25 protein-coding genes and 1 pseudogene are annotated in these 25427 nt (G+C 65.7%); 18 read left to right on the forward strand and 8 right to left on the reverse strand.

All coding sequences use genetic code 11. The annotated features are described in order from the left end of the window. Positions 1-3: 3 nt before the first annotated feature. Positions 4-1701 (reverse strand): FAD-dependent oxidoreductase, encoded by a 1698-nt coding sequence (locus tag ACWW36_RS15025; protein WP_456142294.1) that lies wholly within the window; start codon positions 1699-1701, stop codon positions 4-6. Positions 1702-1959: 258 nt separating this feature from the next. On the opposite strand from ACWW36_RS15025, the gene infA reads away from it, so the two are divergent. The 8 genes from infA (at position 1960) to truA (ending at position 6505) form a co-directional block, all read left to right on the forward strand. Then, positions 1960-2181 carry a translation initiation factor IF-1 gene (gene infA / locus ACWW36_RS15030; RefSeq protein ID WP_003418601.1) on the forward strand — a complete coding sequence of 74 codons (222 nt, stop codon included), beginning with the start codon at positions 1960-1962 and terminating at the stop codon, positions 2179-2181. Between the two features lie 27 nt (positions 2182-2208). After that, complete coding sequence (gene rpmJ, locus ACWW36_RS15035; RefSeq protein ID WP_003879483.1) at positions 2209-2322, forward strand: 50S ribosomal protein L36; 114 nt, start codon at positions 2209-2211, stop codon at positions 2320-2322. Between the two features lie 148 nt (positions 2323-2470). Further along, positions 2471-2845 carry a 30S ribosomal protein S13 gene (gene rpsM / locus ACWW36_RS15040; protein ID WP_456142295.1) on the forward strand — a complete coding sequence of 125 codons (375 nt, stop codon included), beginning with the start codon at positions 2471-2473 and terminating at the stop codon, positions 2843-2845. A 3-nt stretch (positions 2846-2848) separates the two neighbouring features. After that, positions 2849-3265: a 30S ribosomal protein S11 gene (gene rpsK / locus ACWW36_RS15045; protein ID WP_267308563.1), complete on the forward strand. Its 417-nt coding sequence runs from the start codon at positions 2849-2851 to the stop codon at positions 3263-3265. A gap of 15 nt (positions 3266-3280) precedes the next feature. Next, positions 3281-3886, forward strand: coding sequence for a 30S ribosomal protein S4 (gene rpsD / locus ACWW36_RS15050; RefSeq protein WP_456142296.1), 606 nt, complete (start codon positions 3281-3283; stop codon positions 3884-3886). 73 nt (positions 3887-3959) lie between these two features. Then, positions 3960-5012, forward strand: a complete 1053-nt coding sequence (locus tag ACWW36_RS15055; RefSeq protein WP_456142297.1) for a DNA-directed RNA polymerase subunit alpha — start codon at positions 3960-3962, stop codon at positions 5010-5012. 58 nt (positions 5013-5070) lie between these two features. Continuing rightward, a complete protein-coding gene (gene rplQ, locus ACWW36_RS15060) occupies positions 5071-5628 on the forward strand; it encodes a 50S ribosomal protein L17 (protein ID WP_456142298.1) in 558 nt (185 codons plus the stop codon). Then, a complete protein-coding gene (gene truA / locus ACWW36_RS15065) occupies positions 5612-6505 on the forward strand; it encodes a tRNA pseudouridine(38-40) synthase TruA (protein WP_456142299.1) in 894 nt (297 codons plus the stop codon). Before rplQ ends, truA begins: the two co-directional genes overlap by 17 nt. Here the strand turns inward: truA and ACWW36_RS15070 are convergent. The 4 genes from ACWW36_RS15070 to ACWW36_RS15085 are packed head-to-tail and all read right to left on the reverse strand — an operon-like array spanning position 6502 to position 9618. After that, entirely contained in the window at positions 6502-7197 is a 696-nt protein-coding gene (locus ACWW36_RS15070; RefSeq protein ID WP_456142300.1) for a cutinase family protein, read from the reverse strand. The genes truA and ACWW36_RS15070 overlap by 4 nt on opposite strands. A gap of 57 nt (positions 7198-7254) precedes the next feature. Then, positions 7255-7908, reverse strand: a complete 654-nt coding sequence (locus ACWW36_RS15075) for a cutinase family protein (RefSeq protein ID WP_456142301.1) — start codon at positions 7906-7908, stop codon at positions 7255-7257. A 24-nt stretch (positions 7909-7932) separates the two neighbouring features. After that, a complete protein-coding gene (locus ACWW36_RS15080; protein ID WP_456142302.1) occupies positions 7933-8601 on the reverse strand; it encodes a cutinase family protein in 669 nt (222 codons plus the stop codon). Positions 8602-8616: 15 nt separating this feature from the next. Beyond that, a complete protein-coding gene (locus tag ACWW36_RS15085) occupies positions 8617-9618 on the reverse strand; it encodes an EamA family transporter (RefSeq protein WP_456142303.1) in 1002 nt (333 codons plus the stop codon). Between the two features lie 74 nt (positions 9619-9692). Between ACWW36_RS15085 and ACWW36_RS15090 the strand changes: the two genes are divergently transcribed. The 7 genes and pseudogenes from ACWW36_RS15090 to ACWW36_RS15120 all read left to right on the forward strand — a co-directional run bounded on the left by ACWW36_RS15090 (position 9693) and on the right by ACWW36_RS15120 (position 18660). Then, the gene (locus tag ACWW36_RS15090; protein WP_456142495.1) at positions 9693-10244 is read left to right on the forward strand and encodes a CGNR zinc finger domain-containing protein; all 552 of its coding nucleotides are present in this window, start codon (positions 9693-9695) and stop codon (positions 10242-10244) included. Between the two features lie 107 nt (positions 10245-10351). Continuing rightward, positions 10352-11572, forward strand: a complete 1221-nt coding sequence (locus ACWW36_RS15095; protein ID WP_456142304.1) for a nitrate/nitrite transporter — start codon at positions 10352-10354, stop codon at positions 11570-11572. Beyond that, positions 11569-15249, forward strand: a complete 3681-nt coding sequence (locus ACWW36_RS15100; RefSeq protein WP_456142305.1) for a nitrate reductase subunit alpha — start codon at positions 11569-11571, stop codon at positions 15247-15249. The genes ACWW36_RS15095 and ACWW36_RS15100 overlap by 4 nt, the downstream gene beginning before the upstream one ends. Further along, on the forward strand, positions 15249-16898 hold the full coding sequence (narH, locus tag ACWW36_RS15105) for a nitrate reductase subunit beta (RefSeq protein ID WP_456142306.1): 1650 nt from the start codon (positions 15249-15251) through the stop codon (positions 16896-16898). Before ACWW36_RS15100 ends, narH begins: the two co-directional genes overlap by 1 nt. Beyond that, positions 16895-17539, forward strand: coding sequence for a nitrate reductase molybdenum cofactor assembly chaperone (gene narJ, locus ACWW36_RS15110; protein WP_456142307.1), 645 nt, complete (start codon positions 16895-16897; stop codon positions 17537-17539). Before narH ends, narJ begins: the two co-directional genes overlap by 4 nt. A gap of 7 nt (positions 17540-17546) precedes the next feature. Then, positions 17547-18269 (forward strand): annotated as a pseudogene (gene narI / locus ACWW36_RS15115) (respiratory nitrate reductase subunit gamma); the annotation flags it as partial. 88 nt (positions 18270-18357) lie between these two features. Then, positions 18358-18660 (forward strand): DUF4193 domain-containing protein, encoded by a 303-nt coding sequence (locus ACWW36_RS15120; protein ID WP_456136828.1) that lies wholly within the window; start codon positions 18358-18360, stop codon positions 18658-18660. Here the strand turns inward: ACWW36_RS15120 and ACWW36_RS15125 are convergent. Beyond that, a complete protein-coding gene (locus ACWW36_RS15125; RefSeq protein WP_456136829.1) occupies positions 18657-19670 on the reverse strand; it encodes a DUF4331 family protein in 1014 nt (337 codons plus the stop codon). The genes ACWW36_RS15120 and ACWW36_RS15125 overlap by 4 nt on opposite strands. 307 nt (positions 19671-19977) lie before the next feature. On the opposite strand from ACWW36_RS15125, the gene ACWW36_RS15130 reads away from it, so the two are divergent. The 3 genes from ACWW36_RS15130 (at position 19978) to eccB (ending at position 22673) form a co-directional block, all read left to right on the forward strand. Beyond that, positions 19978-20772 (forward strand): Rieske 2Fe-2S domain-containing protein, encoded by a 795-nt coding sequence (locus tag ACWW36_RS15130; RefSeq protein WP_456142496.1) that lies wholly within the window; start codon positions 19978-19980, stop codon positions 20770-20772. After that, positions 20759-21238: a hemerythrin domain-containing protein gene (locus ACWW36_RS15135; protein ID WP_456136830.1), complete on the forward strand. Its 480-nt coding sequence runs from the start codon at positions 20759-20761 to the stop codon at positions 21236-21238. The genes ACWW36_RS15130 and ACWW36_RS15135 overlap by 14 nt, the downstream gene beginning before the upstream one ends. 64 nt (positions 21239-21302) lie before the next feature. Next, positions 21303-22673, forward strand: coding sequence for a type VII secretion protein EccB (gene eccB / locus ACWW36_RS15140; RefSeq protein ID WP_456136831.1), 1371 nt, complete (start codon positions 21303-21305; stop codon positions 22671-22673). Here eccB and mycP read toward each other — a convergent pair. Together mycP and eccD are read right to left on the reverse strand one after the other, a co-directional pair. Beyond that, the gene (gene mycP / locus ACWW36_RS15145) at positions 22638-24017 is read right to left on the reverse strand and encodes a type VII secretion-associated serine protease mycosin (RefSeq protein ID WP_456136832.1); all 1380 of its coding nucleotides are present in this window, start codon (positions 24015-24017) and stop codon (positions 22638-22640) included. The two genes, eccB and mycP, sit on opposite strands and share 36 nt — an antisense overlap. Further along, entirely contained in the window at positions 24014-25360 is a 1347-nt protein-coding gene (gene eccD, locus ACWW36_RS15150; protein ID WP_456136833.1) for a type VII secretion integral membrane protein EccD, read from the reverse strand. The genes mycP and eccD overlap by 4 nt, the downstream gene beginning before the upstream one ends. Between the last annotated feature and the right edge of the window lie 67 nt (positions 25361-25427).

Below are 25427 nucleotides of genomic sequence, written 5' to 3' on the forward strand. Positions count from 1 at the left end.
CTCCTAAGCCTCGGCCAAATACCGGTGCACCAACATCACCGCCATCGACCCTTCGCCGACGGCGGCGGCCACCCGTTTGGCGGACTCAGCGCGCACATCTCCTGCAACAAACACACCGGGCACACTTGTTTCCAAGTGGTGCGGCGGACGGTCGAGCGTCCAGCCGCTGACGTCCTTGAGGTCCGGTCCGGACAGGATGAACCCGTGGTCGTCCTTGGCGAGGATGTCCAGCCATTCGGTGCGGGGCTCGGCGCCGATGAAGCAGCACAGCCGGTCGCACGTCACGGTGTCCTTCTCGCCGCTCTGCCTGTCGAACAGCACGAGGCCGGTGAGGTGGTCGTCCTCGCCGAGAGTGTCGACCACCTCGGTACAGGTCCGGACGCTGATGTTGTCGTTCTTCTCGATCTGCTGGATCAGGTAGTAGGACATCGACGCCTCCAGCGACGGGCCGCGCACCAGCAGCGTCACCGATTTCGCTGTGCGTGACATGAACATCGCCGCCTGCCCGGCCGAGTTGGCGCCGCCGACGATGTACACGTCCTCGCCCTTGCATTCGGACGCATCGGAGACCGAGGCGCCGTAGAACACGCCGCGGCCGACATAGTTGCAGGACGGGTTGTCCGGGTCTTCCCAGCAGCCGGTCACCTGCAACTGGCGGTAGTCGACGCCGGTGGCGAGGATGACGGCCTGCGCGCCGATGCTGCTGCCATCCTCGAATTCGATCGTGCGCGCCGAACCGGCGTCACCGGCGTGAAGCGCGACCGCCTTGCGGGTGGTGATGACTTCTGCGCCGAACCGTTCGGCCTGGCGCCGGGCCGCCGTGGTGAGCTCGGCGCCCGAGATACCGGTCGGAAAGCCAAGGTAATTCTCGATTCTGGAGCTGCGGCCCGCTTGCCCGCCGGTTGCCGTCGCCTCGATCAGCACCGTCTTCAGGCCTTCGGACGCGCCGTACACCGCGGCCGCGAGTCCGGCCGGGCCGCCGCCTATGACCGCCAGTTCGTACATCTCCAAAGAGGGACTCGTCGACAGTCCCAGCATCGCGGCGAGTTCGGCGTTCGTCGGCTCGACGAGCGTCTCGCCCTGTTCGGTGATCACCACCGGAACCTGGAAGCCGTCGACACCCGCCGCGTCCAGCAGCTGCTTGCCTTTCGGCTCGTCGGCCATGAACGAGCGGAACGAATGCTGGTTACGGGCCAAGAACTGACGTACTTCCCAGGACCGCTCGTTCCATCGGTGCCCGATGACCTTCGTGTGGGGAATGGCCCGGTCGCCGGTGGCGTGCCACGCCTCCAGGAGGCCGTCGATGACCGGGTAGAGCTTCTCCTCGGGCGGATCCCACGGCTTGAGCAGGTAATGGTCGAGGTCGACGACGTTGATCGCATCGATCGCCGCGTGTGTATCGGCATACGCGGTCAGCAGCACGCGACGGGCCAACGGGTAGATGTCCATCGCCTCTTCGAGGAACTCGATACCGCTCATCTGCGGCATGCGGTAGTCGGCGACGAACACCGCGACCGTGTCACCGCGGAGCTTCAGTTCGTTGAGGGTTTGAAGTGCGTCGGGTCCGGATTCGGCGCGCACGATTCGGTATCTCTCGCCGTAGTGGCGGCGGAGGTCACGGGCGACGGCGCGGGACACCGCGGGGTCGTCGTCGACGGTCAGTATTACGGGTTTTCGGGGCTGGGGCGTGGGGCCAGTCATCAGTTATAAGTATGCTCCGGCTGTCCAGCGGATATGTCGGCCCCTTGGCGGCCCTGGCCTGGCTGTTCGGCGATTTTGGGGCGGGCCGTCCAGCAGGTAGTATTGACCGACGGTGCGGCACTCGCGCCGGCTCTTGCGTGCTCTCTGTCCTTGGAATTGCTGGAATTTCTGGCTACGGGCTCACGTTTTGTAGTCGGAAGCGTGAGCTGCGCCGACAGGCGCCAACAATCAGAGGACACGGAGGATCTCCGAAAGATAATGGCCAAGAAAGACGGTGCCATCGAGGTCGAGGGCCGCGTGGTCGAGCCCCTGCCCAATGCGATGTTTCGCATTGAGCTGGAGAACGGACACAAGGTTCTTGCCCACATCAGCGGCAAGATGCGGCAGCACTACATCCGCATCCTGCCCGAGGACCGCGTCGTGGTGGAGCTGTCTCCCTACGACCTGTCCCGGGGCCGCATTGTTTACCGGTACAAGTAACTAGACGAGAACAGGATCGAACAAGCCGTGAAGGTGAACCCGAGCGTCAAGCCCATTTGCGATAAGTGCAGGGTGATCCGCCGGCATGGGCGGGTCATGGTGATCTGCTCCGATCCGCGCCACAAGCAGCGCCAAGGTTAAAGGCGTCGCTGCCCACAACTTAATGACGAAATCCCAGTACCACTGAGCGGATACGCCGCTCGTCAACGTCCGGCACGGAGGCCGGACCCCGGCGCAGTCGGGAACGGACTGGGACCAGACCTCCGCGTAAGTAAGGAATGGCACACCCATGGCTCGACTTGTGGGCGTCGACCTCCCGCGCGATAAGCGCATGGAGATCGCGCTGACCTACATCTACGGCATCGGCCGTACCCGCTCCCAGGAGATCCTGGAAGCTACCGGCATCGACCGGAACATGCGCACCAAAGACCTGAGCGACGACCAGGTCACGCAGCTGCGCGACTACATCGAGGGAAACCTCAAGGTGGAAGGTGATCTGCGCCGCGAGGTGCAGGCCGACATCCGCCGCAAGATCGAGATCGGCTGCTACCAGGGCCTGCGGCACCGCCGCGGCCTGCCGGTGCGCGGCCAGCGGACCAAGACCAATGCGCGTACCCGCAAGGGCCCGAAGCGCACCATCGCCGGCAAGAAGAAGGCCAGGTAACCGATGCCACCCGCGAAGAAAGCAGCAGGCGCTCCCAAGAAGGGGCAGAAGACCCGCCGCCGGGAAAAGAAGAACGTCCCGCACGGCGCTGCGCACATCAAGAGCACGTTCAACAACACGATCGTGTCCATCACCGACCCGCAGGGCAACGTCATTGCCTGGGCGTCGTCGGGCCACGTCGGCTTCAAGGGTTCGCGTAAGTCGACCCCGTTCGCCGCGCAGCTGGCCGCCGAGAACGCCGCCCGCAAGGCGCAGGAGCACGGCGTCAAGAAGGTCGATGTGTTCGTCAAGGGCCCGGGCTCGGGCCGTGAAACCGCCATCCGGTCGCTGCAGGCCGCCGGCCTCGAGGTCGGCGCGATCGCCGATGTCACGCCGCAGCCGCACAATGGCTGCCGTCCGCCGAAGCGGCGCCGGGTCTAGGAGGAGTTAGAAACAATGGCTCGTTACACCGGACCCGCGACCCGCAAGTCCCGCCGCCTTGGCGTCGATCTCGTCGGCGGCGACCAGTCGTTCGAGAAGCGTCCCTACCCGCCCGGCCAGCACGGCCGCGCGCGCGTCAAGGACAGCGAATACCGCCAGCAGCTGCAGGAGAAGCAGAAGGCCCGCTTCTCTTACGGCGTGATGGAGAAGCAGTTCCGCCGCTACTACGAAGAGGCCAACCGTCTTCCGGGCAAGACCGGTGACAACCTGCTGCGCATCCTCGAGAGCCGGCTGGACAACGTCATCTACCGCGCCGGTCTGGCCCGCACCCGCCGGATGGCGCGTCAGCTGGTCAGCCACGGCCACTTCACCGTCAACGGCGTGAAGGTCGACATCCCCAGCTACCGCGTCTCGCAGTACGACATCATCGACGTCAAGCCGAAGTCGTTGAACACGTTGCCGTTCGAGGTGGCCCGCGAGACCGCGGGTGACCGCCCGATCCCGGGATGGCTGCAGGTCATCGGCGAACGTCAGCGCATCCTGGTGCATCAGCTGCCTGAACGCGCTCAGATCGACATCCCGCTCAGCGAGCAGCTGATCGTCGAGCTCTACTCGAAGTAAGACTTCCTAGCCGTCCGGATGACGGCTGGGTATGCGGCATCAAATAGCGGGTGCCGTAGAGGAGGAAAGAAACATGCTGATTTCTCAGCGACCCACACTGTCCGAAGAGGTCAAGGCCGAGAATCGCTCCCAGTTCGTCATCGAACCGCTGGAGCCCGGATTCGGTTACACCCTTGGCAATTCGCTTCGGCGCACGCTGCTGTCGTCGATTCCCGGCGCGGCCGTCACCAGCATTCGCATCGACGGTGTGCTGCACGAGTTCACCACCGTGCCCGGCGTCAAGGAAGACGTCACCGACATCATCTTGAACCTCAAGGGTCTGGTCGTGTCGTCCGAGGAGGACGAGCCGGTCACGATGTACCTGCGCAAGCAGGGCCCGGGTGAGGTCACCGCGGGTGACATCGTCCCGCCGGCCGGCGTGACGGTGCACAACCCCGAGATGCACATCGCGACCCTCAACGACAAGGGCAAGCTCGAGGTCGAGCTTGTCGTCGAGCGCGGCCGCGGCTACGTGCCTGCTGTGCAGAACAAGGCGTCGGGTGCCGAAATCGGCCGTATCCCTGTCGATTCCATCTACTCGCCGGTGCTCAAGGTCACCTACAAGGTGGAGGCGACCCGTGTCGAGCAGCGCACCGACTTCGACAAGCTGATCCTCGACGTCGAGACCAAGAGCTCGATCACCGCGCGTGACGCGCTCGCGTCGGCGGGCAAGACGCTGGTCGAATTGTTCGGTCTGGCACGGGAACTCAACGTCGAGGCCGAGGGCATCGAGATCGGGCCGTCGCCGGCCGAGGCAGACCACATCGCCTCGTTCGCGCTGCCGATCGACGACCTGGACCTGACGGTGCGGTCGTACAACTGCCTCAAGCGCGAGGGTGTGCACACGGTGGGCGAGCTGGTTGCCCGCACGGAGTCCGATCTGCTGGACATCCGCAACTTCGGCCAGAAGTCCATCGACGAGGTGAAGATCAAGCTGCACCAGCTGGGTCTGTCGCTCAAGGACAGCCCGGCCACGTTTGATCCGTCCGAGGTTGCCGGCTACGACGTCGCCACCGGCACCTGGAACAGCGACGCCGGCTACGACCTGGACGACACCCAGGACTACGCCGAAACCGAACAGCTCTAACAAGTCCGTCCCGGTCCTACCTGATACGGGGACCGGCCCCACATAGGAGATAGTCGCAATGCCCAAGCCCACCAAGGGCCCTCGCCTCGGCGGGTCGTCCTCGCACCAGAAGGCGATTCTGGCCAACCTGGCCACGTCGTTGTTCGAGCACGGCCGGATCAAGACGACCGAGCCCAAGGCGCGGGCATTGCGGCCCTACGCGGAGAAGCTGATCACCCACGCCAAGAAGGGCACGCTGCACAACCGGCGTGAGGTGCTCAAGAAGATCCGCGACAAGGACGTGGTGCACACCTTGTTCGCCGAGATCGGGCCGTTCTTCGCCGACCGCAACGGCGGCTACACCCGCATCATCAAGGTCGAGAACCGCAAGGGCGACAACGCCCCCATGGCCGTCATCGAGCTGGTGCGGGAGAAGACGGTGACATCGGAGGCCAATAGGGCCCGCCGGGCGGCGTCGTCGAAGAAGGCTGCACCCGCGAAGGCGGAACCGGCCGAGGAGAGCGTCGACGAGGTGAAGGCCGAGGACGCCGCGATCGAAGAGGCCCAGACCGCCGAGGCGGAAGCCGAGGTCGCCGAGGAGAAGGCCGACTCCGACGAGGATGCCGACAAGTCATAGCAGCATGAGCGACAAGCCCGCCATCGATTCCGGTGGCGGGCTTGTTCGTCTTCGGCTCGATATCGCCTACGACGGAACAGAATTCGCCGGCTGGGCGGTACAGACCGGTCAGCGCACCGTCGCCGGGGTGCTCGACGAGGCGTTGTCGACGGTGTTCCGTACGCCGGTGCAGCTGCGCGCTGCGGGCCGAACCGACACCGGCGTGCATGCCACGGGTCAGGTGGCCCACGTCGATGTGCCCGCCGACGCGCTGTCACATGCGTATCCGCGGACGACCCGTGCCGGTGACGGCGAATTCCTCCCGCTCGTGCGGCGGCTCGCGCGGTTCCTCCCGCAAGACGTCCGTGTCCTCGACATCGTGCGTGCCGCACCGGGATTCGATGCTCGGTTCTCGGCGCTACGCCGACACTACGTGTACCGGCTGTCCACGGCGCCGTACGGGGTGGAACCGCAGGAAGCCCGATTCGTGACGGCATGGCCGCGGCCGCTGGATATCGATGCGATGGCCGCGGCGTCGCGAGATCTGGTGGGGCTGCACGACTTCGCCGCTTTTTGCCGGCACCGCGAAGGCGCGACGACCATTCGCGATCTGCAACGGCTGGACTGGGCGCGCAACGGTGACCGCGTCACCGCGTGCGTCACCGCGGACGCGTTCTGCTGGTCGATGGTTCGCTCACTGGTTGGTGCGCTGCTCGCGGTCGGTGAGCACCGACGCGAACCAGGTTGGTGCGCCACGCTTTTGACGGCAACACTGCGATCCAGCGACTTCGCCGCGGCGCCGCCGCAAGGCCTGACTCTCGTCGGCGTGGACTACCCGCCCGACGACCAACTCGAGGCGCGCACCAAGGTGACCCGCGAGCTGCGCGTCGTCGACTAGACCCTGCCCGCGACGAAGTCGGCCGCCTGGTTGGCCATACCCGCCTGGATGTACGCGTTGGCGAGGTGGGCCGGCCAGTTGTCCTGCCACGTGTTCGGGTCGGCGGGATTGCAGATGGGGTCGGCGCCGTGACACAACTCGATGGTTCGTTCGCTGTACAGCGGGTTGAAGTTCGTGATCGGGCCCACCCACGCGGATCCATTGCCGAACAGGGCCACCGCGGCGATGTGGCTGTCGGCGCCGGCCGGCAGCGGCGCCTTGAAACCGAAGAAGTCGAAGGGCACCGCGAGCACGACGTCGGTCACGGCCGCGCCGAGTGAGTAGCCGCCGAGTACCAGCCGGGTATCCGGACAGTTGTTCATCATGTACTGGATGTGGCCGCTCATGTCGTTGGCGCCGATGTCGACCTCGGTGTCGGCGGGATAGCGGACCGCGTAGACGCCGACGTTCTTGTCGACCTTGGACTTGAGTGAGTTGATGAACGCGTTGCCGAGTACACCCACCCCAGCGGGCTCGGTACGGCCGCGGGCGAACACAACCTCCACCGGTGGGCAGTTCGCCGCCGCCGATGAAGGAAGCACATTGCCGGGTAAGGCCGTAGGCGCGATCAGCGCGCCCCCTGCGACTACGACAGCCGCGGCGAGTAGGGCGCTTTGGCGACGCAGGCGGCGAATGACAAGATCACGTTTCACTTAGCCGATACTAACTGAAGCGCGCGACGCGTTCGTTAATTTATTCGCTCGCAGGGGTTAGAGCAGCCCCGCCACGAAGTTGGCCGCCTGGTTCGTCGGCCCACCCGGGTAAGCCCGATGCGCGGGCACGCTCTGGCCGTTCGTCTGGCAGATGGGGTCGTCGGCGTTGCACAAGTCGATCGCCCTGCCACCCCACACCGGACTCACCGTCAGTGGGAGGCCCAGTTTGGCGGACGGATTGCCGAACACCGCGATGGCGGCGACGTGGTCGGGCACGTTGGGGGGAAGTGGGTTGTCGAACCCGACGGCAGGGATCGGCACCGCGCTGATCACGTCGATCACCGCCGCGCCCTGCGAGTACCCGCCCAGCACCAGCCTGGTGTTGGGGCAGTTGTCAACCATGTACTGGATGTGGGCGCTGGCGTCGTTGGCGCCGCCGGCCGCCGCGAGGAAGTCGAAGCTGGCCGGGTAATTCACCGCATACGCCCCGACCGATCTGCCGCCGACCTTGCTGCGCAACGCGTCGACGAACGCGCCGCCCACGTTCCCAAGGCCGGGCGCGTCATTCGTGCCGCGGGCGAAGACCACCTCGATGTCGGGGCAGTCGTCGGCCGATGCGATCCCAATGGAGACGGTTGACACCGTCGATGCGAGAAGGGCAGCTGCTGCTGCCGAGGCGATGACGAAGCGGCGAAATCGTTTCGATGGCACGCCGAATACTAACGCCTAGCCCGGCTAAACTATGCCAGCGACGAAGTTTGCGGCCTGATCTGTCATGCCTGACGTCACGTAATCGCTGTGAGCGAATGGGTTCCGGCCGCGGGAGCAGATCGGATCGCCGTCCTTGCAGAGGTCGATCGCCTTGCCGCCGAAAACGGACGCGGTCACGGGATTCCCGAACTTCGTAGCGGGATTTCCGAACACCGCCACCGCGGCAACATTGGGCACCAAGCTGCTCGCCAGTGGCGGCGCCGACCCGATCTCGCCGACCTTGTCGCCGAGTGGCGGTATGCCGGCGAGCATGTCGACGACTGCGGCTCCCTGCGAATAGCCGCCGAGGACGATCCGTGTGGACGGGCAGGATGCGGCCATCGCCGAGATGCGGTTGGCGGCGTCGGCCGCCCCGTCGGCTGCGGCCAAGAAGTCATAGCTCGCGGGATAGTTGACCGCGTACGTGGTCAGGCTACGGCCGCCGATCTGCGCCCTGAGCGCATCAGCGAAAGCCTGGCCGGGCCGTCCGAGCCCCGGCGCGTCGTTGGTGCCGCGGGCGAAGACAACCTCGACGTCGGGGCACGGATCCGCCACCGCTGACGGCGCCATGGCGAGGGTCGTGGCCGCGCAGACCAGGGTTGCGGTGATGGCGGCCAGCCGCGAAGACATCCGTAGCAAAGTCACGCCGGTCATCTTCACATATCGGACTCAGTTGCGAACAACCGATTGCCCAGATGACACTCCTGCGGGCGGTGCTTCCGCCAGCGTCAATTCGGCCAGCTTCTCGGTGCGATCGCCTTGGCGCGCCAGTGCCAGCCCGGCGAGTACGACGGCTCCGCCAATGGCCTGGGCAGGCGTGATCGCCTCGCCCAGCAGCACCCAGGCCGCCACCACAGCGAACATCACCTCGGACAGGCCGACCAGCGAGGCGAACCGCGGACGTAGCCGGGCGATGCCCATGATGCCGAGCGTGTATGCGATCGCGGTCGGGAAGAGGGCGAGCGCGATGACGGGGACCGTCCACGATGTCGTCCATCCCGCGACGACGGCATCGTTGGCGGTGAACCTCAGCGACATCAGCCCGGTCGCACCGAGCGCGGCCACGGCGGCGGTGCCGACGATCAAACCGCCGGCGGCCAAGGTGATGGAGTTCAGGCCGCCGCCGTCGGCCGCGACTTCGTCGGACATCATGAAGTAGCAGGCGGCGCAGACGGCCGCCGCAAGGGCCCAGCCGACGCCGACGAGGTTGATGTGAGCACCGCTGAACACGTTGAGCACCAACGTGATTCCGGCGATCGCCATCGCCACCCCGGCGAGGGTGAGGTTGCTCGGCCGACGTCGGGTGGTCGCCCACAGCCAGCCGACCACGAGGATGGGCGCGGTGTACTCGAGCAGCAGCGCCACGCCGACCGACAAGTGCGCTACGGCGTTGTAGTAGCACAGTTGCGCGCCGGCGATTGGGATCAGCCCGTAGGCGACGACGGTCTTGCCGTGCTGCAGCGCCTCACGGATCCAGTCCCGCTTGACGACGGTGGCGAAGACGGCCATCGCCAAAGCACCGCCGGCCAGCCGCGCGGTCACGGCCGCCGTCGGACTCCAGCCGGCTTCCATCAGCGACTTGGCGAACGGCCCGGACGATCCGAACGCGAACGCCGAACCGACCGCGAACAGCAGGCCGAGCCGGAAGTGGTTCTGCGTTGTCGCGGCCATGGCGCACCCCCGGCGTGTAATGAGTAAAATGAACTTTGGTAGTGACATTACAGCGGGAAGGGGTCATGAGTCAAATGCTTTTCAGTCATGACACCGAGCTCACTCTGCGGGCGGCAACTGTGCTGATCAACAGCGGTCGGGACGGCGAGGAACTCGGCGATATGGCGGCCCTGGACGCCTACCTGGACGGATTCGGCTGGACGGGCCGGCGCGACCACGACGCGGCCGAGCTGGCGTCGATTCATCGGCTCCGCGAGCGGCTCAGCAAGATCTGGGAGGTCGCCGACGACGAAGTGCGGGCGGTCGGCCAGGTAAACGCGTTGCTGAGCGATACCAAGGCATCGCCATGGCTGACGCGGCATCCAGAACAGCCCGAGTGGCACTTGCACCTGGCGTCGGTACACGACCCGTTGTGGCAGCGGATGGGCGCGGAGATGGCGATGGCGCTGGCCGACATCATCCGCATCGGCGAACTGCGGCGGCTCAAGGTCTGCGCTGCGCCGGACTGCGAGGCCGTTCTGGTTGACCTGTCGCGCAACCGCTCGGGGAAGTTCTGCGACACCGGCAACTGCGGCAATCGTCAGCACGTGGCCGCCTATCGGGAACGCCGGTCGAAACAGCAATAGTCAAGGGCGAATCCAGCGAAGCCTATTGCTGCACGCCCTACATCGGTCTGCCGCAACGTTTTTCCGAAATTCACACCACAGCAGCAGTTGAGTGGTTCTCTTGGGGCATGAGCACGACGACAGTGCCTGCTACCGGCGTGCGGCGAGGTGTGAACCTCGCGCTGGCGACCTGGGTCTCGGCGATCAACTTCTGGGCCTGGAACATGATCGGGCCGCTGTCGACGACGTACGCGGGCGATCTCAAGCTCAGTAGCACCGAGGCTTCGATCTTGGTGGCCACCCCGATCCTGGTCGGATCGCTGGGTCGGATCGTCTCCGGACCGCTCACCGACCGGTTCGGCGGGCGCATCATGCTGATCGCGGTGTCGGTGGCCTCGATCGTGCCCGTGCTAGCGGTCGGCGCGGCCGGCGCGGCTCACTCGTATCCGCTGCTGCTGGTGTTCGGATTCTTCCTCGGCGTGGCCGGCACCATCTTCGCGGTGGGTATCCCGTTCGCCAACAACTGGTACGAGGCCTCTCGGCGCGGGTTCGCGACCGGAGTGTTTGGCATGGGGATGGTGGGCACCGCGCTGTCCGCGTTCTTCACGCCGCGATTAGTGCGCTGGTTCGGATTGTTCACCACCCACGTCATCATCGCGGGGGCACTGCTGGCGACGGCTGTGGTGTGCGTCTTCGTGTTGCGCAATGCGCCCGCATTCACCCCCAACAACGATCCGGTGCTGCCGAAATTGAAGGCCGCCGCGAAATTGCCCGTCACGTGGGAGATGTCGTTCCTTTACGCCGTGGTGTTCGGCGGGTTCGTGGCCTTTGCCAACTACCTACCGACCTACATCAAGACGATCTATGGGTTCTCTCCGGTCGATGCCGGTGCGCGCACAGCCGCCTTCGCATTGGCCGCGGTGCTCGCCCGTCCGGTCGGTGGTGCGCTGTCGGATCGAATCCCACCGAAATACGTTGTGCTGGCATCGTTTGCCGGCACCGCCATGATGGCGTTCATCGCGATCTTTCAGCCGCCGCCAGACGTATGGTCGGCCGCTACCTTCATCACCCTGGCGGTATTCCTCGGGATCGGAACGGGTGGCGTCTTCGCGTGGGTGGCCCGCCGGGCTCCGCAGGCATCGGTCGGCTCTGTCACCGGAATCGTCGCTGCCGCAGGCGGATTGGGCGGGTACTTCCCGCCATTGGTGATGGGCGCCACCTACGATCCGGTGCACAACAACTACACGATCGGATTGGCCCTGCTGGTGGTGACCGCGCTGGTAGCCCTGACGTACACGGCACTGAAACTGCACGCGCACGAACCGGCGGTCAAGCAGGTCGCCACATGACCGCGCGCGCCGGCGGGCTGATCGAGGAACTGCTTGTCCGCAGCGGGCGCTTCTTCACCAGGGGCGAGGTCTCCGGCGACCTGCGTACAGTTGCCCGCCGCGGGGGCAGGCAAGGCGACGTGTTCTACCGCGACCGCTGGAGTCATGACAAGGTCGTGCGCTCCACACACGGCGTGAATTGCACAGGGTCGTGCTCGTGGAAGATCTACGTCAAGGACGGCATCATCACCTGGGAGACCCAGGAGACGGACTACCCCTCGGTCGGACCGGACCGTCCGGAGTATGAACCCCGCGGCTGTCCACGTGGGGCGGCGTTCTCGTGGTACACGTATTCGCCCACGAGGGTCCGTCACCCGTATGCGCGTGGCGTACTCGTCGAGATGTACCGAGAAGCCAAGGCGCGGTTGACCGATCCGGTGCTCGCGTGGGCAGACATCCAGTCCGATCCTGAGCGGCGCCGCCGCTATCAGCAGGCCCGCGGGAAAGGTGGGCTGATCCGCGTCAGCTGGTCAGAGGCGGCCGAGATGATCGCGGCGGCACACGTCCACACGATCGCGAAGTACGGCCCGGACCGCATCGCGGGCTTCTCGCCGATCCCGGCGATGTCGATGGTCAGCCATGCCGCAGGCTCACGATTCGTCGAGCTGATTGGCGGCGTGATGACGTCGTTCTACGACTGGTACGCCGATCTGCCGGTGGCCTCGCCCCAGGTGTTCGGCGACCAGACGGACGTGCCCGAGTCGGGGGACTGGTGGGACGCCTCGTATCTGATGATGTGGGGCTCCAACGTTCCCGTCACACGCACACCCGACGCGCACTGGATGGCCGAGGTGCGGTACCGCGGCACCAAGGTCGTCAGCGTGAGCCCCGACTATGCCGACAACACGAAGTTCGCCGACGAGTGGATGCCGTGCGCGGCGGGCACCGACGGGGCGCTGGCGATGGCCATGGGGCACGTGATCCTGGCGGAATGCTTTGTGCACAACCGTGTTCCGTTCTTCGTCGACTATGTACGCCAGTTCACAGACCTGCCTTTCCTGGTCAAGCTCGAGGAGCGTGACGGCACGCTCGTCCCGGCGAAGAATCTGACGGCCGCCGATCTCGGGCACGATGTCGAGAATGCGGCGTTCAAACCCGTGCTGCTCGACGGGGCGACGGACACCGTGGCTGTGCCGGGCGGCTCGCTCGGATTCCGTTACGGAGACGACGGCGTCGGCAAGTGGAACCTCGATCTCGGTGATCTGGTTCCGGCGCTGACGGCTGCGCCGCGAGGCGGCGAACCCGGTGAGGCCGTGGCGATCTCATTGCCGCGATTCGACACCCTCGACGGGCACGGGGAAACCCTGACCCGCGGGGTGCCTGTGCGGCGGGTGGGTGAGCACCTGGTCTGCACGGTGTTCGATCTGATGCTGGCGCAGTACGGGGTGAGCCGGCCCGGCCTGCCCGGCGACTGGCCCACGGGATACGACGACGCCGATAGTCCGTATACGCCCGCCTGGCAGGAACAGATCACCGGCGTGTCCGCCGCGCAAACCATCCGTGTGGCAAGGGAATTCGCACATAACGCCGAGGAGTCGGGCGGTCGCTCGATGATCATCATGGGTGCGGGCATCTGCCAGTGGTTCCACGGGGACGCGACATACCGCGCGGTGCTCGCGCTGCTGCTGCTCACCGGGTCCATGGGCCGCAACGGTGGCGGCTGGGCGCACTACGTCGGGCAGGAAAAATGCCGACCGGTCACCGGGTGGGCGACGATGGCGATGGCCACGGACTGGTCGCGACCGCCGCGACAGATGGCCGGTACGTCGTACTGGTACGTGCACACCGACCAATGGCGCTATGACGGCTACCGGGCCGATGCGCTGGCCAGTCCGCTGGGGCGCGGCCGGTTCTCGGGTAAGCACACGATGGACGTGCTGGCTTCGGCCGCGGCGATGGGGTGGAGCCCGTTCTTCCCTCAGTTCGACCGCTCCAGCCTCGATGTCGCCGACGAGGCCCGCGCCGCCGGCCAGGAGATCGGAGCCTACGTCGCCGACCAACTCGCGACGGGCGGGCTCAAACTGGCCGTCACCGATCCCGACAATCCGGCGAACTGGCCGCGGGTGCTCAACGTGTGGCGAGCCAACTTACTGGGCTCGTCGAGTAAGGGTAACGAGTACTTCCTGCGTCACTTGCTCGGCACTACCTCGAACCTGCGGGCGGAGCCGACGCCAGAAGACCTGCGGCCCAACGATGTGACGTGGACCGACGAGATTCCGGAGGGCAAGCTCGACCTGCTGATGTCCATCGACTTCCGGATGACGTCGACGACGCTGCTCTCCGACGTGGTGCTGCCGGCCGCCACATGGTACGAAAAGGCCGACCTGTCGAGCACCGACATGCATCCCTACGTTCACGCGTTCTCGCCCGCGATCGATCCACCGTGGGAAACCCGTTCCGACTATGAGGCTTTCGGTGCGATCGCGCGGGCATTCAGCACACTGGCGGCCAAACACCTCGGCAGCCGCACGGACGTCGTCCTGGGGACGCTGCAGCACGACACGCCCGGTGCGATGGCCTATCCCGCCGGTACCCAACATGATTGGCGCAGCGCCGGCGAAACTCCGGTACCGGGCAAGACGATCGGTCCGATAGCGGCGGTCGAACGAGATTATGCTGCGATCGCCGACAAGTGGGCTACCGTCGGCCCGCTCGTCGACACGCTCGGTGTGACCACCAAGGGTGTCACCACCCACCCTGTTGCAGAGATCCAGGAACTCGCCGCCAAGTTCGGGGTGATGGATTCGGGTGTGGCGCAGGGCCGTCCGGCGATCACGTCGGCCGAGCGGATGGCTGATGTGATCCTGGCGCTGTCGGGCACCTCCAACGGCAGGCTTGCCGTGGAAGGTTTTCGCGAACTCGAGAAGCGCACCGGCCGCAAGCTGGCACACCTGGCAGAGGGCAGCGAGGAACGCCGCATCACCTACGCCGACACCCAGGCACGGCCCGTCCCCGTCATCACGAGCCCGGAATGGTCGGGCAGCGAGACGGGCGGGCGTCGATATGCACCGTTCACCGTGAACATCGAGCAGCTCAAGCCGTTCCACACTTTGAGCGGGCGGACGCACTTCTACCTCGACCACGACTGGCTCGAGGAGTTGGGCGAACAACTTCCCACCTACCGTCCGCCGCTGGACATGTCCCGACTGTTCGGCGAACCAGCCCTGGGTACGGACGGCGTCGGACTGACCGTGCGGTATCTGACCCCGCATTCGAAGTGGTCCATTCACTCCGAATACCAGGACAACCTGTTCATGCTGTCGTTGTCGCGCGGCGGCCCCACCATGTGGATGAGCACGGCCGATGCGGCCAAAATCGCTGTCGGAGACAACGATTGGGTGGAGGCCGTCAACCGCAACGGTGTCGTGGTGTGCCGCGCGATCGTGTCGCACCGCATGCCAGAAGGTGTGGTGTTCGTCTATCACGCCCAGGAGCGCACCATCGACGTGCCGCGTACCGAGACCACCGGCAACCGCGGCGGCATTCACAACTCGCTGACCAGACTGCTGATCAAGCCGAGTCACCTCGCCGGTGGCTACGCGCAGACGGCATTCGCCTTCAACTATCTGGGCCCCACCGGCAATCAGCGCGACGAGGTGACTGTGGTTAGGCGCCGCAATCAGGAGGTGACGTACTGATGCGGGTGATGGCGCAGATGGCCATGGTGATGAACCTCGACAAGTGCATCGGGTGTCACACCTGCTCGGTCACGTGTAAGCAGACCTGGACCAATCGCTCGGGCACCGAGTACGTCTGGTTCAACAACGTCGAAACCCGTCCTGGGCAAGGTTATCCGCGCACCTACGAAGACCAGGAACGCTGGCGCGGAGGGTGGGTGCGCGATCGGCGGGGGCGGCTGCGGCTGCGCGACGGCGGGCGGCTGAGCAAGCTGATGCGGATCTTCGCCAATCCGAAGCTGCCCAGCATGGACGACTACTACGAGCCGTGGACCTACGACTACGAAAACCTCACCAGCGCACCGCTGGGCGACCAGATGCCGGTTGCGGCGCCGCGGAGCCTGATCAGCGGTGAGCCGATGAAGATCTCGTGGTCGGCGAACTGGGACGACGACCTCGGCGGCTCACCGGAGATCGTGCCGGGCGACCCGGTGTTGAAGCAGGTGAGCGATCAGATCAAGCTCGAACTCGAGCAGACGTTCATGTTCTACCTGCCGCGCATCTGCGAGCACTGCCTCAACCCCTCGTGTGTGGCGTCGTGCCCGTCGGGCGCGATGTACAAACGCTCCGAGGACGGCATCGTGCTGGTGGACCAGGACCGCTGCCGCGGCTGGCGGATGTGCGTGTCGGGCTGCCCGTACAAGAAGGTGTACTTCAACCACAAGACCGGCAAAGCCGAGAAGTGCACATTGTGCTACCCGCGCATCGAAGTCGGCTTGCCGACAGTGTGTTCCGAAACCTGCGTCGGTCGGCTGCGATACCTGGGCCTGGTGCTCTACGACGTCGATCGTGTGCTCGCGGCGGCAACAGTGGCCAACGACACCGATCTCTACGAGGCGCAGCGGCAGATCCTTCTCGACCCGGCCGATCCACAGGTGATCGCGGGCGCACGCGCCGAAGGCATCCCGGACGAGTGGATCGAGGCGGCCCAACGCTCACCGGTCTACGCGCTGATCAACACGTACCGGGTGGCGCTGCCATTGCACCCCGAATTCCGCACCATGCCGATGGTTTGGTACATCCCGCCACTGTCGCCGGTCGTCGACGCGGTCAGCCGCGACGGCCACGACGGCGAGGATCTCGGCAATCTCTTCGGCGCGCTCGACGCGCTGCGCATTCCGATCGAGTACCTGGCCGGGCTGTTCACCGCCGGCGACACCGGCGTCGTGGCCGACGTGCTGCGCCGGCTGGCGGCCATGCGGTCCTACATGCGCGACATCAACCTCGGGCGCGAGACGCAGCCCCACATCCCCGCCGCTGTCGGGATGACCGAGGAGCAGATGTATCAGATGTATCGCCTGCTGGCACTGGCGAAATACGAAGAGCGCTACGTCATCCCGACCGCATCCGCCGTCGAGGAGGGCTCACTGGATGAGCCGGGTTGTTCCCTGTCGTTCGACGGCGGGCCCGGTATGTACGAATCGGGTCCATTCGGTGAGGCAAGTGGCGGCCCTGTTCCGGTGGCGGTGGAGACGTTCCACGCGCTGAAGCAGCGGCAGAGCACTGAAGGGATGGCCGCCAACGCGAAGCACCCGTCGCGGGTCAACCTGCTGAACTGGGACGGCAGGGGAGTGCCCACCGGAATGTTTCCCGACGGGGGTCGTCGATGAAACTGCGTCAGCACCAATCCCGTTCGCTGCACGACCGGCTGGTGTGGCAATGCGCGTCACTGCTGCTGGCATATCCCGACGGGCGTCACCCCGAGCGGCTGCGCACCGTCGACGAACTGCTCGCCCACCAAAGCGGCCCCGCGGCCGATCTTCTTGCGAGCACGGCGGCAGCATTGCGCGCGCTTGACCCGATGCGCGCCGCCGCCGGCTACGTCGACACCTTCGATCTGCGCGCTCGCTGCACCATGTACCTGACGTACTGGACCGCCGGTGACACCCGCAACCGCGGCAGCCACATGCTGACGTTCGCCCAGGCGTACCGCGAGGCCGGCGTCGAGCCTCCGAAAGGTGAGGCGCCCGACCATCTTCCGGTGGTGCTGGAGTTCGCGGCCACGGTGGATCCCGCGGTGGGACGGCGGTTGCTGGTGGAGCATCGCGTGCCGATAGACGTGCTGCGCGAGGCGCTCACGGAGCACGGGTCGCCCTATGCGGACACCGTTGCAGCGGTGTGCCGGACACTGCCGGCAGCTGACGATCGTGCTGTCAACCGGCTGTCGCGCGGGGGAGCGCCAACCGAATCGGTTGGGCTGCAACCGTTCACATTGACCGTGCCGCCCCGTCGCTCGGCGGGAGGTGAGTGAGGTGTTCGGCGAGATCTTCTGGGACGTGGTGCCGTACGTGACGTTGGCGATCGCGGTGGTGGGCACGTGGTGGCGGTACCGCTATGACAAGTTCGGCTGGACGACGCGCTCGTCGCAGTTGTACGAGTCGCGGCTGTTGCGGATCGCCAGCCCGATGTTCCACTTCGGCATCCTGGTGGTCGTCGCCGGGCATGTCATCGGCCTGCTGATCCCGGAGTCGTGGACCCGTGCGGTGGGCATGAGCGAACACGTCTATCACGTGCAGGCCATTGTGCTTGGGACGATCGCCGGGATCATGACGCTCGCCGGTGCCGCGCTGCTGATCTATCGACGGCGGACCCGCGGGCCGGTGTTCATGGCAACCACCGTCAACGACAAGGTGATGTACTTGGTGCTGGTCGCGGCGATCGCGGCAGGTCTCTACGCCACGGCGCTCGGATCCGGAGTGTTCGGCGAGGCGTACAACTACCGGGAGTCGGTCTCGGTGTGGTTCCGGTCGATCTGGGTGTTGCAGCCGCGGGGCGACCTGATGGCCGAGGCGCCGCTGTACTACCAACTGCACGTGATCATCGGGCTGATGTTGTTCGCGTTGTGGCCGTTCACGCGGCTGGTGCACGCATTCAGCGCGCCGGTCGGTTACCTGTTCCGGCCCTATATCGTGTACCGCAGCCGCGACGTCGCGGCCAAGAATCAATTGGTCGGCTCGGCGCCGCAGCGGCGCGGGTGGTAACTCGGCGTTTAGTTGTACCTTTTGCCGGGAACAAAGCGCTATCCAACGGCGTTGCCGAAACATCGCGCTTAGGAAAAGGACAACAGAGATGGCTACCGACTACGACGCACCCCGCGTCACAGATCCCGACGCCGCGGCCGACGAGTCGCTCGAGGACCTCGCTTCGCGCAGGCGCAGCGAGGCGTCGACCTCGGTGATCGACGTCGACGAGGATGACGCGGCCGAATCATTCGAACTGCCCGGCGCCGACCTGACCGGCGAGGAGCTCAACGTTCGGGTGATCCCCAAGCAGGCAGACGAATTCACCTGCTCGAGCTGCTTTCTTGTGCACCACAAGAATCGGTTGGCGATGCAGAAAGGCAATCAGCAGATCTGCCTGGACTGCGTCTAACTCGGAAGATGCGGTGAGCCGAGGTACGGAAACTCGGTCAGCGTATCGGTGTGCGGGCTCAGACCGGTTGGCGGGCAGTCGCCCTTGGTCAGAAACGCCAGCCGGTAATTGATGACATCGTCGGTGAAGACGCGGCCGTTGGGATACTTGGCGGGCTTTGACGTGTCGAAGTGCAGCATGTCCGGAAGAGTGCCCTCTTCGTCGATCGCGGCCACGGCTTCTTCCTCGCTGTAGCCGCCGGTGTGGCCCATCAGGTGGACGAACATGGCGGTCCACCGCGACTTGTCGTTGACCGGCTCGCTGGCGTTGTACTCCAGTTTGGTGTCGTCGGTGTTGAAGAAGCTGCTGACCGACGGGTGGCCGGCACGGTCCACGTGCTCGAGTTCACCGTTGGTGCGCACGCTGCAGCGGCCCCAGACGCGGATGTCGGGATTGGCGCCCAGCTGGCTGGTCGGAAGCTCGATCGCCGTCGAGAAGACGTTGGCCTCGGTGTTGGAATCGACGCCGGTCCATGGTGATTCGTCACCGAGGTGAAGGTCGGTGAAGTTGCGCTTGCCCGAAGTGTCGAAGAGGTTCTTGATCCCGTCGTAGTCGAAGAAGAACGCGTCGCTGCGTGCACCGGCGAAGAAGGTGATGTCGCCAGCCGTCGCGATGTGCGGCTCGTCGCCGACGAACGACACCGGGACGTCGGAGAAGATCTTGGTTCCGACGGCTTCGGCCTCGCGGGCCTGCTCGCCGGTGGCCATGTACACATCGACGGTCTGCTTGCCGTCGCGAGGTTCGGAGAACACATAACTGAACGCGATGTCGTTCAGCAGATCGCCGTCGTTGTCGACGGCCAGCCGGTAGATCGCATCGGGGTGCAGGGCGTCGGCGTTCGGGTTCGCGTTGAGGATCAGCACTGTCCGGTCGGGGTTGGCCGGTGACTGGAACGCGTATAGGTCGCACAGATCCAGTCGCTGGTCACCGAGGGGAGGTCCGAGAGACAGGCCGGTGAAATGGTTGGACACGCGCAAAACGTACATCGAACGCCAGGCGGTCGCGCTGCGAACCCGAAATTATTGCTTGTGACCTGGCCCTATCCAAAGTCCTTGGGGGGTAAGCGAAGCTTCTCAATTCGATGGCGGTTGAACCAGCGCCGGCGTGGGTTCGTGTCCGTTATGAGGCCGGGGAGGACCAGGGAGGAATGCCGTGGCTAGTCAACGGCGATCCGCACCGGAGCGTGCACGGAATCTCGGATCGCAAGCAATAGCGATTCTCGGGCGCCAGCAGTGGCTGGACCGCCCGAGTTATCGGATCGAGCACGCCCTGACCATCATGTTCGCGGCGAGTGGCAGATATCGCGAGCGCGTCAGCAACGCGTTGCATGGAACCTGGCTCGGTCATCCGTTGCATCCCGCTTTGACGGCCCTGCCCACCGGCGCAGTGGCGACAGCCGTCACGCTGGACGTCGCCAGTGTCCTACCAAGCCACAGTGCGCAACTGCGAGAAGCGTCGAGGCTGGCGCTGGGCGTCGGCGTCATCGGAAGCCTCGGGGCGGCCGCGACGGGCGTGACCGATTGGCAGCACACTCACGAGCAGTCCCGCCGCATCGGAATCGTGCACGGTCTACTCAATGCCGTCGCGACCGGGCTGTACGCGGTGTCGTGGTGGGATCGCCGTCGTGGCCGACACCTGCGCGGCGCGACGTGCAGCGCGGTGGGTTATGGCCTGACTGTGAGCAGCGGGTACCTCGGCGCGGCTCTGGTGTACGGGTCGGGTGTGGGCGTCGACCGTTCAGGTCCGCGATTGGCTGTCGACAGGTGGACGCCCGCATTGCCGTTGGCCGCGTTGAACGGGCAACCGCAACGCGTCGAAATCGACGGTGTCGGCGTGGTGATACACCGCGACGGCGACGATGTGCTCGCCGTCGGCGAGCGCTGCCCACATCTGGGAGCGCCGATGTCGGACGGGTGGGTGGACCGTGGCCGCGTCGTATGCCCTTGGCACGGCTCACGATTCGAATGTCGCACGGGGGATGTCCTCCGGGGCCCGGCAACGGCGTCGCTGCCGAGCTACCCGACGAGAGTTCGTGACGGAATGGTTGAGGTGTGCAGCGATGAACGCCTATGACGTGCTCTTCGAGCATCACCATGTGCTGCGGGGGTTGTGCAAGCAGATCACGGCGATGCCGCCGACTTCTGATGAACGGCAGGACTATCTCGACGCGCTGTTGGTCGAACTCGACATCCACATGCGAATCGAGGACGACCTGTTCTATCCGGCGGTGCAGGCCGCGAGCAAGCTCGTCGCGATCGCGCATGCCGAGCATCGCCAGGTGTTCGATCAGCTGGCCGTCGTCCTGCGAACGCCACGCGATGCCCCTGATTACGAGGACGAATGGCACGCGTTCGTCACCGTGCTGGACGCGCATGCCAACGAGGAGGAACGTGACCTCTGCCCGCCGCCGGTCGAGATGAGTGACGCCGATCTGAATGCGTTGGGCGACAAGATGCGTCAGCGCATCGACGAATTGCGTGAGTCGACGATCGAGAAGCTTCACGTCAGAGGCAGAGCCGCCCTGCTGAGTGCGCTGTAGCCGACGAATCAGCGCGCTCGAACCCCTCCGCCTGCCCTTAGGCTGGTTGGCGGGGGAGGTACCGATGACCAACCGGCTGCACGTCAGCGGGTATCGTTTTCTGGTCCGCCGGATGGAGCACGCGCTGGTGCGCGGTGACGTAAGGATGCTCGACGATCCGCTTCGCGCGCAATCGCTTTCGCTCATCGCCGGATGTGTCTTGACGGCTGTCATCGTCGGGGCGTGTGCAGTATTGGCGTTTCTGAGGCCCCAAGGGGCCCTGGGTAATGCGCCGATCATGATGGTTCGAGAGTCCGGAGCGCTCTACGTGCGCATCGGCGACACCGTGCATCCGGTGCTCAACCTTGCCTCGGCTCGCCTGGTCGCAGGCACGGCGGCCAATCCCGTAGCAGTGGCCCAATCGGCGATCGACGCCGCACGTCGCGGACCGTCGGTTGGAATACCGGGAGCACCTGCCACCATCGCCACACCGCTCGGCGAGGAGGAATCCACGTGGACGGTCTGCGATGATGCGACGAGGACGATCGTCGCAGCCGGAGATGTTTTGCGCGACGGATTGTCTTCGGGGCGAAGCGCTCTGGCTACGCCGCACGCGGAGAGTGCCGCTACGACGTATCTGCTGTACGACGGATGGCGCGCCGAAGTCGATCTGCGAAACCGCGCGGTGGTACGAGCGCTGCGACTGGATGGCGTTGTGCCCCGCCCTGTTTCACGCGCATTGCTGGACGCGATCCCAGAGGCACCGCCGATAGCCGCACCGCATATTCCCGAGGCGGGTTCGGCTGGGCCTCCGCCATTACGCGGATTCGCCGTCGGCTCTGTGGTGCGTGTGGTTCGCACAGATGCGGTGGAGCACTACGTCGTACTCAGCGATGGTGTGCAGCGGGTCGGCGAGGTTGCAGCGGACCTCATCCGGTTCACTGACTCGCAACGCGGTCGCGAGATAGCGACCGTCGCGCCGGACGTCGTCGGGGCGGTTCCGGTCGTTGACCCGCTGCCCGTCGCGACGTTTCCGGAGCGCGGCGGCGTGTCGGCCGAACCTGTGCTGTGTGCGCAGTGGCGCCCTTCCGGAATCACCGCGAATTCGACTGTTCTGATGGGCAATTCGCTTCCTCGTGACGGCATGTCAGTGCCGCTCGCGCAGGCGGACGGGGACGGTCCTAACGTCGATGAGGTGGTCTTTCCGCATGGCCGCAGTGCCTACGTTCGGTCTACCGGAGTCACCGGAGAGGGCGACACGACAGCAGCTCTGTACTACATCAACGACTTGGGCGTGATATTCGGCATTCACGACGGGGATGCGGCGCACCACCTCGGGCTGGCCGGGCCAGCCGTCCGCGCCCCTTGGCCGGTGCTGGCGAGGCTGCCTCGCGGGCCGGAACTGAGCAAGGAGGCGGCATCAATCGCGCGGGACAGCGTCGCGGGACCGTCGTAGCCGTGCGGCGGAGGCTGTCAGGGTGACGATCGTGGCGGTGATCGCAACGCCAATCGCTGCTCCGCGAAGAGCGACCTGGCGGGCGCGGCCATCGGCCGGGGTGACGGCCGGGCCCGAGACGGGTCTGGTTCTGCTTTCGTCGGCGGTGGGCGCACTCGCTGCGGCACCGCTGACTGCGGCCAATGCATCGACAATTCCGTGGCCCACAACGGGATCCCAACCGGCGGGCGGCCGGTGCGCCGTCTGCTCGATTCGCTCCATCACTTGTCGGGCGGTGAGCTCGGGCGACCGCGCGCGGACCAGTGCAGCGATGGCACTCACCACCGGTGCCGCGTAGCTCGTACCCGAGATCGGCCTCGGATCACCGCTCGTGGGTAGCTCGTCGATCAGCCCTTCGCCGTCAGGGTCGAGCGACACGATCCCTTCACCGGGCGCGGCGACGTCGACCCATGGTCCGGCAAGACTGAATCGGGACGGCGTCCCGTCCGGCGCTACCGAGCCGACGGTCAGGACGTAGTCGTCGTACCACGCCGGCGTCACGACGACTTTGACATCGCCCCAGTCAGGCTGACCCGGTCTGGCGGGATCGAGCGGCGGGTTCTGGCCAGAGCACTGACCGGGCCCGCCGACGTTGCCTGCGGCCGTGACCACGACGACGTTCTTGACGTCCACCGCGTAGGCCAGTGCTGCACCCAGCGCGCGATCGTCCAGGTTCGCGTCCGCCGGCAGACATGCCACCGATGACACGTTGATCACCGTCGCGCCCATGTCTGCCGCGGTGCGCACAGCCATAGCCAATGTGTCGACGTCACCGTATCCGGAGCCGGATAGATCGCCGGCCTCCCGAAACATGTTGCTGGACTGACGGATGCCGATGATGGTGCTGTCGGGAGCGATCCCGCTGAACGTCGGTGAGTTGTCGTCGTCTGGTGATGCGCCGATGATCCCTGCGACGACCGTGCCGTGGCCATCGCAGTCATCCGTTCCGTCACCGGTGTGAACGTAGTCGCCGCCGGGGACGAGGTGCGGGAGGAGCCGATGTCGCGATACACCGGTGTCGATGACAGCGACGGTTTGGCCCGCACCGCGGGTGAGCCTCCAGAGGCGCTGTAAATCAAGTCCTTTCAGCTGCCTGGGATTGAGAGGTGCGGTGGCGGGCTGGAAGACAACACAGTGCTCTTGCTGCTCGGTGGGCTGTGGTGGAGAGGGCGGCGCCGGTTTGGGTAACGCCGCGTTGTCGACTGGCGGAGGAGTCACCCCCAGTGCTTCCGGTGCCGTGTACAGCGGGGCGGTGGCGAGAAAAGCCGCGGCGCACAGTCTCGCCACCACTGTCCGGCTCGTCATGTCAGGCTCGCACCACGGATAAGCCCGTAGAGGTCAATAACCCAACAGACCAGTGGCACAAGGGCGGCCAGTGCCAGGTACTCGGTGACGTCGACACCGCGGCGTAGGCCGGGACTGGTCGTGACACCGCCGAATACCCACGCCAGTGCTCCCGCACCCAGCCCCATGGCGATAGCGACGATCCAATTGGCTTGTCCGGGAGCCGACGCTATCGCTGCGGCGAAGCTGCCGGCCAGCGAGATCAGTCCGCCGGCAATTGTCGCGATCCGACGCGTCGTGTCGACATACGTGCGGACCCGCAACAGCAGCATCAGTCCGACGACTGCGGTGAACAGGACACCGCGTGGCCATCCGTCCGCTGCGGCAAGGACGCAGCCGAGCGACGCTGCCGTCGACGAGCCGATGATCATTCCGGTCAGAGTTCGATGAGCGCTCGCCGCGCGGGCCGCGCTGACGACGTGTTCAGCTCCGTCGTCGATCGACGGTGCGAGGCTGCTAGCGGCGATCGTCAGCCTGGCCGCGGTGCAGAGCATTGCCAGCGACACTGTCACGAGCACCGCACCGATTGCGGCCGCTGGCAAACTCCACACGACGCCAATCGCCAAGGCAGCGGATACCAGCGCGCTGAACGCGGCTAGCGCCGTCAACGATGTTGTGCCGCAACAACTGAGCCGTAAGAGCAAGATCGACATGGGGAATCCTGCGACGGCGGCGAGTAAGAAGTTGGCCGCTGACGGGCCCGCTGGCACGGCAAGGAACCCCGACGCGGCGGCGAATACGACGGCAACGACGCTGAGCGCCACGCACGGTAGCGGATCGGGGTAGGCGCGTCGGACGACGATGGCCCCGGCCGCGGCTGCGACGGCAATCACGACGCCGGCGATTAGATGACTGGTCGCATGTGTCGTGACACCCGACCATGCCAACGCGGTCGCACTGATCACCGCTACGCACAGACAGGCGGCTGTCGCGGTCAACCGCATCGCTGGCGCGTTGCCGCCGTCGGCAATGCCTGCGACCACACGGCATGGATCGTCGACCACCCACTCGGGTTCGGGTGCGTCCACTGTCGTCAGGAGCAGTAGCTCGCCGTCGCGGATGTCGTTGTCGTCCAGGGTTGTCCACTCGTCCAGCGCGTGTCCGCCTACGCGGGACAACCGCCATCGCCGAACGTCGACGGGCGGGCCTGCGCCGAGGTGAACAAAGTCGACGATCACGGGCATGAGGAGGCCCACGTGCGTCGTCCTCGGCAATGCCAGGTCTACTGTGCTGTGCTGTCCACCTTCGGCCTGAACCGACAATCGGCACAACGGCTCCGACATCGCACCCCCAGTTGACGCCATGCGATGACACCGTAACCCGCCCAGCGGGTGTACCTGCGCGCCAATTTCGTGGCCTGGGGATGGAACG

This window comes from Mycobacterium sp. MMS18-G62, assembly GCF_053877835.1.